Here is a 10,104-nt window from a genome sequence, read left to right as displayed (position 1 = left end):
CGGGCAAAGGCCGCCGACACCAGCGCCCCGTCGCCGCGCACCACCATCAAGGGCGCGGCGATGCCGCGCCTGGCGAGAAAGCCTTCGGTCGCTGCCACCAGCCGATCGATCATCGAGATCAGGCGGGCGTTGAGCAGCGTGGTGAGCGCGCGGCGCGGGCCGCCGAGCTTGGCCGACAATTCATGGCTGGCGGTGACCGGCAGGCCGGTCTTTTCGCGGATCAGGTCGCGGGCCGCGAGCTCATGCGCCGGGTTGCGGGTGGCGAAATAGGCGCATACGGCGAAGCCCGACACCGAGGCGCCGAGCTCGGGGAGTGCCGCCTCGAGGCCGGAAAGGTCGAGCTTGGCGGCGTTGCCGTGCACGTCATGGCCGCCGGGGCAGAACACCACCGGATCGGTGCCGAGCGCCGTCTTCAGCCCGTCGCGGGCAAGGTCGGCCTCGGAAAAGCCGATCATGATGAGCGCCACGCGCCCGCCCTGGCCCTCGACCAGTGCGTTGGTGGCAAGGGTGGTGGACATCGAGACAAGCTTGATCGCGGCCGGGTCGGTGCCGGATTTTTCCAGCACCGCGTCGACCGCGCCGGAAATGCCGACGGCGAGATCGTGCCTGGTGGTGAGCGCCTTGGCCTTGGCCAGCACCTTGCCTTTGTTTGGCGTATCGAGGGGGCCGCCCTCCTCCGACCACAGCACGGCATCGGTATAGGTGCCGCCGGTGTCGATGCCGAGGAAAAGAGGGGATGGCTTGGCGGTCATTTTTGAAGGTGGTCCGGGGTCATGGGCTTTGTTGCGAAGCCCTTAGCCGATACGGGCTGGCGGATAAAGGTTGGTGAGATGGGCCAAGGGATGGTGCGGTAGGGTGGGTGGAAGACTTCGGTGAGATGCTGGCGCGACAGCACCCCCCCTCTGTCCTGCCGGACATCTCCCCCGCAAGGGGGGAGATTGGCACCTCAAGCGCCGGCGCTGCCCCTACAACGTTGGCGATTGGCGAAAGCACCGATGACATCTGATCTCCCCCCTTTGCGGGGGAGATGTCCGGCAGGACAGAGGGGGTGTGAAGGAACTCCGCCCCTTGATGGTCACGCCCAGCCGACGCTCTTGAAAAGTTGAGCTACTTCGCCGTGACGGTGCCCTTCATCGAGCTGTGGATCGCACAATGGAACGGGTGCGCGCCGGCGGCCGATATCTTGACCTTAGCGCTTTTGCCCTTGGCGAGTTGGCCGGTGTCGAAGGAGCCGTCGTCAGCCGTGGCGGTGTGCGTCTTGGAATCGGCGTTGGTGAAAGTCACGGTGTCGCCAGCGGAGACACTGATCTTCGCCGGGTGGAATTTCATATCCTTGATCTGGACCGCGTGGTTGGCGGCGTAAGCGGGCACGGCGAAGGCAAGCAGGGCAAGAACGAGCATGGTGCGCATGGTGGATTTTCCTCCTGAACGCAAATCCTCATCCTAGAACTAACGCCGGCGCGCCGCTTGTCACGCCACGAACCCTACCTTTTTGTGCGAATTGTCGCAGAACGGCTTGTTGGCCGAGTGGCCGCAGCGGCAGAGGAAAACCCGCGTCGTGCGGTCGATGGTGTGGCCGGTTCCGGTGACGATCTCGGCATTGCCTTCGAGCCTGAGCGGACCGTTGGTGGTGGGCGTCACGCTGAGCGGGCCGTCCCGCGCCTCCAGCGCCGGCGCTTCCTTCAGCGGCGGCTCGCCGGTGGCGGTGAAGCCGGCCTTGATGTGGCTGTTGTCGCAGAACGGCTTGTTCTGGGACTGGCCGCAGCGGCAGAGCGTGGCGCGATAGAATGTCTCGCCGTTGAGCACGATCTCGGCATGGACCGCCAGCGGGCCGTTTTCGCGCAGGCGCACGGTGTTGACCACCGGCGGCTTCTCCTGCGGCCCGCCATCCTTTCTCGAATAGGTAATAGCGCCCGACGGGCAGTTCTCCGCCAGCGCCACCACCTTCTCGACGCTCGCCGCGTCGGGATGGATCCACTCGCCCGGGGCATTGGGCACGAAGACATGCGGGTTGCCGAGCACGCAATTGCGCGAATGGATGCAGCGCTTGCCGCTGAAGGAAACGTCAATCTTCTCGCCTTCGACCGTGCCTGCCATGGGTGGGGTCTCCTGTTAGGGGTGGAGACGAGGCTAGGGCGAGGGCGGGAAACACGTCAAGCTGGCCGGGCGGAAGGGCGCCAAATCTCCCCCTCGAGGGGGAGATGGCCGCGAAGCGGTCAGTGGGGTCGTCTCACGTAAATCGCCGGCGTCCTTTCTCGGCGCACAGGGGCGTCGGCGCTCGGCGCGCGGCGACCCCCTCTGTCGCCTTCGGCGACATCTCCCCCACAAGGGGGAGATTGGCGCTCATTCCGCCAGATCCACCGTCTCGGTCGAATGCTCCACGCAGATGAAGCAGCAGGTGTCGCAAGCGCGGTCGTTGTCGGGGCCGACGCCGGCGGTGACGGAATCGTCGCCGTTCACCCAGGCGCCCCAGCAGATATGCTCGCCGGGCTCGCAGGAGATCGGCACGGATTTCTTCGCCCCTGGACGGATGAGGAAGACCTTGTCGCCGCCCGGCCAGACCTTGCCGCTGTCGCGGCTGAACAGCTCCACCGCCACGCCGTCGGGCCGCTGGTTGCGGACGAAGACCGACATGTCGGCGGCGAAGGCCGGTGTGGTGAGGAGAAGAAAGGCGAGCGAGAGGCGAATCATGGTGAGGTCCCCCGAGGGCAGTAGAGCATGGGCAGGAGAGCGGCGCGACCTCCCCTTCTCCCCCTGTGGGAGAAGGTGTATCGGCGCGCAGCGCCGAGACGGATGAGGGGTGTTCCAGCTTGGCAAAGACGCCTGAGCGGCCTCACCGCCACGGCTGCAAACTTTGATCGCGCACATAGGCGATGATGGTATCGCAAACCGCGTTCAAGTCCTTCAGAACGTCGTCGTTCCAAAAGCGCAACACACGAAAGCCTCTCGCCTTCAGTTCGGCGTCGCGCTCCTGATCGTGGAGCGAGTCCGCATGCTGGCTGCCATCGACTTCGACGATAAGCCGAGCCTCGACGCAGACGAAATCGGCAATGAATCTGCCTATTGGCGCCTGACGCCGGAACTTGATCTTGTTGGGGCGGCGATCGCGCAATTCTTGCCACAAGCGGCCTTCCGCTTCCGTCGCCTCATGGCGCATGCGGCGAGCGAAATCACGTTTGGTCGGGGCTACGGGCTGGTGCGGCATGGAGCAAAATCGGAGTTCCGTCCAACACCCCTCATCCGTCTCGGCGCTGCGCGCCGATCCACCTTCCCCCACAAGGGGGGAAGGAAGAATCAGCGCCTCACCACCACATGCGGGGCGAATTCCTTCACCGCATCCACCATCTCCTCCCCGCGCACGTCGAGCGAGGAGATCTCCATGTGCACGGTGGTCTTGCCGAAGGGCATCAGGCCGAAGGCATTGGCGGCCGCATATTTGATTGCGTCGGGCGGCTCCTCGGTGAGCTCGAAATTGAGCATCGCCGCGCCCTTGCCGCCGGACGCGAGCCACACGCTCCTCACCTTGCTCCACGGCACCAGCACGTCGCCGGCGCGGCGATCGCGGAAGCCGTTTTTGTCCAGCACGACCTTGACCGACGTGTCGAAGGCGCCGCGCGCGATGAAGAAGCCGAGCCCGAGGCAAGCGGCTGAAAGCAGCGCGATCCACAGCACATGCCCGCCATCGGTGCCCGAGGCCACGCCCTGCAGCGCACCGAAGCCAAAAATGCCGCCGATCAGGAACGGCCCGAAGGCAGGAAAAATCTTGCCGGTGGGGCTGTTGCGGATTTCGAGCGGCGCGGCCATGTCCGCACGCTCAGCGCTCGGATTTCAGCAGCGTCCAGATCCAGCCGATGAAGGTGAGGACCAGGAACGGATAGCCGGCGGCGGGCAGCGGCGCGGAGGTGGGCAGCAGCGGCGCGCCCCAGAGGATCATCATCGCCGAGACGACGAAGAGCAGGGCGGCAACGAAAGCGGTGAGCCGCATCCAGAGCGCGAAGGTGCTTTGGGCGCTGACCATGACCAGCCCCGCGGCCCAGAGCGCAATGCCGCCGGCGTAGGATGGCACGCTGGCCCGCAGCCCCGCCGCATTGCCGGCCAGAAGCAGGCTCTCGCCGGCAAGGAAAGTCAGGAACCCGGCCGCGACGAGGTCATTGCCGAGCCGCTGATATTTCATCACGAGCAGCGCCGCGGCGACGACGACGCCCACGCCGTCGATGGTCCACAGCGTCTCGCGCAGCGCATCGCTCGCAACGAAAGTGCCCGCCATGCCAAACGCGCCGCCGATGGCGAGGCCGATCGCGGCGACGGTGTCCGAAGTGGAGCGCATGTGACATCTCCCCAAAGCCGAGGGAGAGGATAGCGCAACGCTAGACGTTCTCAAAGACTGGTCGAGGCGTCGCGGGCCTAGAATCGGTCCGTTCGACACTAGCGGATGAGGAAGCCGATGACCGGTACATTTCCAAGGACGCTTGTCTACTTGACTCTTCAGTAGATGATTACATTCTGGAATGAATGCACTTTATTTAAATCGACGATTCGACTGACCGCCCAGCGAATGTATTTTCTGCGTTGGCAATCCCGCATCGCCAATGGAATACGGCGTTCGAGTACATCAAGAAGTGGCGTATACATCTGAGAGATGTGCACGGCATCCCGCTTGGATTTGAAATCCATTCGACAGCATTTTTGTCTGGTAGAGGAAGCGATGGGGCGCTTGCGCACCTGAGCAGACACACTCGCGCACAGATCTTTCATAAGCATTTCGAGGTGGTCGAATTCATGCATCGATGGGGTGTGCGGGTCTTTAATGTCTGTAATAATGACGACGATCAATACCGGGCATTCGAGCGCCTGTTGAACCGCATTAACCGAACGATGGTAGCCTGGGATTCCTTCGCACATCTGATCTGCGATGAAGGGAAGGAGCGGCAATACATCGCCATGGTCAGGCGTATGCGCGTCCACAACCCATACCAAGTAATCAGGGCGGCTGGCCTGATGGTGGTGTGACTAAGAACATCCCGATAGAACGGATAATAGAAGACCCACAGTTTAAAAGCTCGCAGAAGAGCTACTTTATCCAGGTCGCAGACATTCTGGCGTTCGGCCTTCTGCGGCGTGAATTGCCAACCCCAAAAGCACGGCAGCGCAGAATTCACAAGTCTTTTGAAAAACTGGATGTGACTCTTACCAGAGAGTGCAACAGACAGGATCCGCTCGGGATCATAAGATAGCGAAGGGCGGCGCCGATCTCTCGGCACCGCCCTTAAGCAAGACTTACCCCGGCTTCTACCACCGGCTCAGTCGAGCTCATATAAAATAGGTCTTTATTCTAAAAAAGTCAACATGTTCAATGTTTTATCTGATTCTTTTATGATAAGTCATTGAAAATGAGTCGCTTTTCCTAGTGGCAAATCCATTGCCCAAGTGCCTCGCCAAAGTCCTGCGGCCAGCTCCTGGCTTACTTTTTGAATTTTCGGCGTGGCGGACGATCCGATCTTGCGGCCTCGAGACAATCTCCAATGCGGAGCTTCAGCCCCGCGCTGGTGGGGGCCCACTGCCTGCCAGCAGTCCCCAGCTTTCGAAGCCTACCACCGATTCACTAGATCAATGGTTTGGCGCTCCGCGCGCCAACCGGGTCACCGCACTGCCGCAACCCCCGGGGTGGGACCCGCTGCCTGCGGCAGCTCCCACCCGGACTTGCGCTCGCATCGACCCACCGGGTCGATGCGTCCGGCCGAAGGCCGGACCGCTTAGTCCCCCATCTTCAGCGCCTGGATAAACGCCTCCTGCGGGATATCCACCTTGCCGAACTGCCTCATCCGCTTCTTGCCCTCTTTCTGCTTGTCGAGCAGCTTGCGCTTGCGGGTCACGTCGCCGCCGTAGCATTTGGCGGTGACGTCCTTGCGCAGCGCCGAGACGGTCTCGCGGGCGATGATGCGGCCGCCGATGGCGGCCTGGATCGGGATCTTGAACAAATGCTGCGGGATCAGCTCCTTTAGCTTCTCGCACATGGCGCGGCCGCGCTTTTCGGCGGCCGAGCGGTGCACCAGCATGGATAAAGCGTCGACCGGCTCGTCGTTGACCAGGATCGACATCTTCACCAGGTCGCCCTCGCGATAGTTGGTCAGGTGATAGTCGAAGGAGGCGTAACCCTTGGAGATCGACTTCAGGCGATCATAGAAATCGAAGACGACCTCGTTGAGCGGCAGGTCGTAGGTGAGCATGGCGCGCTTGCCGACATAGGAGAGGTCAGCCTGGATGCCGCGCCTGTCCTGGCAGAGTTTCAGGATGCCGCCGAGATAGTCGTCGGGGGTCAGGATGGTGGCGCGGATCCACGGCTCCTCGATCGAGGCGATCTTGACCACGTCGGGCATGTCGGCCGGGTTGTGCAGCTCCTTCACCGTGCCGTCGATGAGGTTCATGCGGTAGACGACGCTGGGCGCGGTGGCGATGAGGTCGAGGTTGAACTCACGCTCCAGCCGCTCCTGGATGATCTCCAGGTGCAGGAGACCGAGGAAGCCGCAGCGGAAGCCGAAACCGAGCGCGGCGGACGTCTCCATTTCGTATGAGAAGCTGGCGTCGTTGAGGCGCAGCTTGCCGACGGCGGCGCGCAGGTCCTCGAAATCGGCGGCGTCGACCGGGAACAGGCCGCAGAACACCACCGGCTGCGCCGGCTTGAAGCCGGGCAGCGCCTTGGCCGTCTGGCGGCGGTCCTCAGTGATGGTGTCGCCGACGCGGGTGTCGGCCACTTCCTTGATCGAGCCGGTGAAGAAGCCGAACTCGCCGGGGCCGAGCTCGTCGACATTGACGCGGGCCGGCGTGAACACGCCGGTGCGCTCGACGAGGTATTTCGCGCCGGTGCCCATCATGCGGATGGTCTGGCCCTTCTTCAGCACGCCGTCGATGATGCGCACCAGCACGATGACGCCGAGATAGGCGTCGTACCAGCTGTCGACCAGCATGGCCTTCAGCGGGGCGGTGACGTCGCCCTCGCGCGGCGGCGGCAGCTGGTGGACGATCGCCTCCAGCACGTCCGGCACGCCGAGCCCCGTCTTGGCCGAGATCAGCACGGCGTTGGAGGCGTCGATGCCGATCACCTCCTCGACCTGCTCGCGGATGCGCTCGGGCTCGGCCGCCGGCAGGTCGACCTTGTTCAGTACCACGACGATCTCATGGTTGTTGTCGATGGCCTGGTAGACATTGGCGAGCGTCTGCGCCTCGACGCCCTGAGAAGCGTCCACCACCAGCAGCGAGCCCTCGCAGGCGGCCAGCGAACGCGACACCTCGTAGGCGAAGTCGACATGGCCGGGCGTGTCGATCAGGTTGAGGATATAGTCCTCGCCGTTGTTGGCGCGGTATTTCAGCCGCACCGTCTGCGCCTTGATGGTGATGCCGCGCTCGCGCTCGATGTCCATCGAGTCCAGCACCTGCTCCTTCATGTCGCGCGCCTCCAACCCGCCGGTGAGCTGGATCAGCCGGTCGGCAAGCGTGGATTTGCCATGGTCGATATGGGCGACGATGGAGAAATTGCGGATGTGGTCGAGCGGGGTCGTCATGCGGCGCGCTTTAGCAGGGGCGGGGGTGGGGGGCAAGCGGTGGGGCTTTTCCTTCTCCCCTTGCGCCCTTGCGGGAGAAGGTGTCGCCGAAGGCGACGGATGAGGGGTGCTGGAAGGAATGAGACGTTGGCGATCCTTCCAACACCCCTCATCCGTCTCGGCGCTGCGCGCCGATCCACAATCTCCCGCAAGGGGAGAAGGGGAAAACATTCAAATTCGCTTAAACTTTCATGCACCCCTTTAGGGCATAATTCTACCCTCGGGTGTAGGCGGCTGTGCTGCCGGCGGTGTTTGGGGTCAAGGAATGTTTTCGTCCGCAAGAGATTTCGTCCGCTCTGAAAGCGGCTCGATGATGCCGATCATGGTCATGTTAACGATCCCGCTGCTGATCGCGGTCGGCTTTTCCGTCGACTACACCTCGGCGGTGACCACCAGGAGCAACATGCGGAACGCGCTGGACGCCGCGATCCTGTCGATCACCACGATGGAGACCACGACCTCGAAGGCCGACCGCCAGACGGCGATGCAGCAGGCCTATGCGGCCAATAGCGGGCAGGGCACCGCAACGCTCACTGCCGTCGACGTCGCCGCCGACGGAACGGCGACGTTCAGCGCCACGGCAAGCTACCCGATGCCGACCAATTTCATGGCGATCGCCAGAATCAATTCGGTGCAGATCGGCGTCGGCTCCTCGGTGCGCAAGACGCCGGCGCTGACGCAGGCCGATTTCAAGGTGACGAAAGTGTCGGGCTACTGGAACAAGACCATGTATCTCTATGGCACCAAGTTCGCACAGACGAACGCGCAGAGCCTGATGAAGATCGACTACAGATACGTCCCCTATAAATACACCTATCAAGTGGGCAACAAGAGCTACACCGTGAGCGAGCCGAAGGGCTACGGAACCACCGCTGTCTACACGGTGAATGGAACCACGCAGACGCAGGTCCAGCAGCAGGTCTGCTCCACGACCGGCTCGACCACCGCCTTCAGCAATCCGCCGGCGGGATCGATCCCCGGCAGCACCAAGGACAGCAGAACCGGCAAGACGATCTACTTCAATACCACCTGCACGACCACCACCTACCCGGCCAACGGCGCCGGTGCGGCGATCGACGTCAGCCAGATGGATACGCTCTATCTGCAGATGGACGTTCCCTCGGGCAATCCGCAAACGTTGAAGTCGGACGATGCCACCACCTCGAACCGGCTCTACATCGGCAGCAGCGAGACCGATATGCCCGAGGTCGCGACCGGGGAGAAGGTCGACATCTTCAGCGCCGTACCCTGCAACCAGACCAGCTACCAGGCCTGGGAAGACGGCGGCAACCCGGTGCCGGCCGATGTCAGCAACGCCGACTTCTTCTACACCGTGACCGGCAAGTGCGCCTTCAACAAGCGGCAATCCGAGACTGTGATGACGCAGTGAGGCTTCCCCTTCTCCCCTTATGGGAGAAGGTGGATCGGCGCGAAGCGCCGAGACGGATGAGGGGGGCTGGACGGAGTGCGGCAGTTCGCTAATCTCACGTCATGCCGCATCAACCTGTCACACAAACCAAGCGAACCTTCGCACGCATGCTTCGGCGTCAAATGACAGAGGCGGAGAACAAGCTTTGGTATGAACTGCGCGATCGCAGGCTCGATCGGATAAAGTTTCGACGCCAGGTTCCCATTGGAAACTACGTCGCCGATTTTGTCTGCCTCGAAGCACGCCTCATCGTCGAGGTCGATGGTAGCCAGCATGCTGATTCGGATTCCGACGGGATCCGCAGCGCGGAGCTGAAGGCAATCGGCTTTCGCGTGCTGCGGTTTTGGAACGATGATGTCCTGAAGGATCTGGACAGCGTCTGCGACACGATCATCGCCTATGTAAGGGATACCGACTTGCTACCCTGGCGGTGACCTGGGTCAACCTCGGCATCAAGCTGGAACCCCCCTCATCCGTCTCGGCGCTGCGCGCAGAGCCACCTTCTCCCCCAAGGGGAGAAGGAAAGGAGAGCTCAATCACAAACCGGTGAAGCTGTAACGAAGCCTTCCGCGGCGGCGAAATGGGGGTATCGCCGCAACGGAGACCGCTTCTCATGACCGGACCAAAGACAACGCTCGGCAGGCTCGCCGGCGCCGCGCTGATTGCGCTTGCCGCCACCGCCGGCGCTGCTTCCGCGCAGCCGCTCACCGTGGTCGAGCTGTTCACCAGCCAGGGCTGCTCGTCCTGCCCGCCGGCCAATGCCAATCTGATCAAGGTCAAGGACCAACCGGGCGTGCTGGCGCTGTCCTTCAACGTCACCTACTGGGACTATCTCGGCTGGAAGGACACTTTCGGCCGGCAGGAATTCACGCAACGCCAGGTCAATTACGAGCCGTCGCTCGGCCATGACGGGCCGTTCACGCCCCAGGTGGTGGTGAACGGCAGCGCCGACGCGGTTGGTGCCAAGCCCGGCGAGATCCAGAGCCTCATTGCCAAGGCCGGCCGCGCCGAGGGTCCGGACGTGTCGCTTACCGGCGGCAAGGTGAGCATCGGCGCCGGCACGGCGCCCGGCGGCGC

At 63.0% G+C, this 10,104-nt stretch carries 13 protein-coding genes; 4 read left to right on the top strand and 9 right to left on the bottom strand.

What is annotated here, in order from left to right; translation table 11 throughout:
• The 8 genes from DH10_RS17745 to DH10_RS17710 form a co-directional block, all read right to left on the bottom strand.
• Positions 1–752 (bottom strand): hydantoinase/oxoprolinase N-terminal domain-containing protein (locus tag DH10_RS17745; RefSeq protein ID WP_281423847.1); only part of this gene is annotated, 752 nt, incomplete at its 3' end.
• A gap of 355 nt (positions 753–1,107) precedes the next feature.
• Positions 1,108–1,410, bottom strand: a complete 303-nt coding sequence (locus DH10_RS17740; protein ID WP_192256045.1) for a cupredoxin domain-containing protein — start codon at positions 1,408–1,410, stop codon at positions 1,108–1,110.
• Positions 1,411–1,470: 60 nt separating this feature from the next.
• Positions 1,471–2,097 carry a CDGSH iron-sulfur domain-containing protein gene (locus DH10_RS17735; RefSeq protein ID WP_192256043.1) on the bottom strand — a complete coding sequence of 209 codons (627 nt, stop codon included), beginning with the start codon at positions 2,095–2,097 and terminating at the stop codon, positions 1,471–1,473.
• Positions 2,098–2,343: 246 nt separating this feature from the next.
• Positions 2,344–2,691 carry a hypothetical protein gene (locus DH10_RS17730; protein ID WP_192256036.1) on the bottom strand — a complete coding sequence of 116 codons (348 nt, stop codon included), beginning with the start codon at positions 2,689–2,691 and terminating at the stop codon, positions 2,344–2,346.
• 142 nt (positions 2,692–2,833) lie between these two features.
• The gene (locus tag DH10_RS17725) at positions 2,834–3,205 is read right to left on the bottom strand and encodes an endonuclease domain-containing protein (RefSeq protein WP_192256035.1); all 372 of its coding nucleotides are present in this window, start codon (positions 3,203–3,205) and stop codon (positions 2,834–2,836) included.
• Positions 3,206–3,294: 89 nt separating this feature from the next.
• Positions 3,295–3,804, bottom strand: a complete 510-nt coding sequence (locus DH10_RS17720; protein ID WP_192256034.1) for a hypothetical protein — start codon at positions 3,802–3,804, stop codon at positions 3,295–3,297.
• A gap of 10 nt (positions 3,805–3,814) precedes the next feature.
• Entirely contained in the window at positions 3,815–4,327 is a 513-nt protein-coding gene (locus tag DH10_RS17715) for a hypothetical protein (RefSeq protein ID WP_192256033.1), read from the bottom strand.
• 158 nt (positions 4,328–4,485) lie between these two features.
• Positions 4,486–4,965: a hypothetical protein gene (locus tag DH10_RS17710; protein ID WP_192256032.1), complete on the bottom strand. Its 480-nt coding sequence runs from the start codon at positions 4,963–4,965 to the stop codon at positions 4,486–4,488.
• Positions 4,966–5,006: 41 nt separating this feature from the next.
• On the opposite strand from DH10_RS17710, the gene DH10_RS38230 reads away from it, so the two are divergent.
• Entirely contained in the window at positions 5,007–5,234 is a 228-nt protein-coding gene (locus DH10_RS38230; RefSeq protein ID WP_192256031.1) for a DUF3800 domain-containing protein, read from the top strand.
• A gap of 519 nt (positions 5,235–5,753) precedes the next feature.
• Here the strand turns inward: DH10_RS38230 and lepA are convergent.
• On the bottom strand, positions 5,754–7,559 hold the full coding sequence (gene lepA, locus DH10_RS17700) for a translation elongation factor 4 (protein ID WP_192256029.1): 1,806 nt from the start codon (positions 7,557–7,559) through the stop codon (positions 5,754–5,756).
• A gap of 304 nt (positions 7,560–7,863) precedes the next feature.
• Here lepA and DH10_RS17695 point away from each other — a divergent pair, with 304 nt between their 5' ends.
• The 3 genes from DH10_RS17695 to DH10_RS17685 form a co-directional block, all read left to right on the top strand.
• Positions 7,864–8,988, top strand: coding sequence for a TadE/TadG family type IV pilus assembly protein (locus tag DH10_RS17695; RefSeq protein WP_192256028.1), 1,125 nt, complete (start codon positions 7,864–7,866; stop codon positions 8,986–8,988).
• A gap of 101 nt (positions 8,989–9,089) precedes the next feature.
• Complete coding sequence (locus tag DH10_RS17690) at positions 9,090–9,461, top strand: endonuclease domain-containing protein (protein ID WP_192256027.1); 372 nt, start codon at positions 9,090–9,092, stop codon at positions 9,459–9,461.
• Positions 9,462–9,640: 179 nt separating this feature from the next.
• Positions 9,641–10,104: DUF1223 domain-containing protein (locus DH10_RS17685; protein WP_192385136.1), on the top strand; the 464-nt coding region annotated here is incomplete at its 3' end.

Source organism: Mesorhizobium silamurunense (assembly GCF_014843825.1).
Taxonomy (GTDB): Bacteria; Pseudomonadota; Alphaproteobacteria; order Rhizobiales; family Rhizobiaceae; genus Mesorhizobium; species Mesorhizobium silamurunense.
Note: the sequence above shows the minus strand (reverse complement) of the source record. Positions and strands in the feature narration are given on the sequence as shown.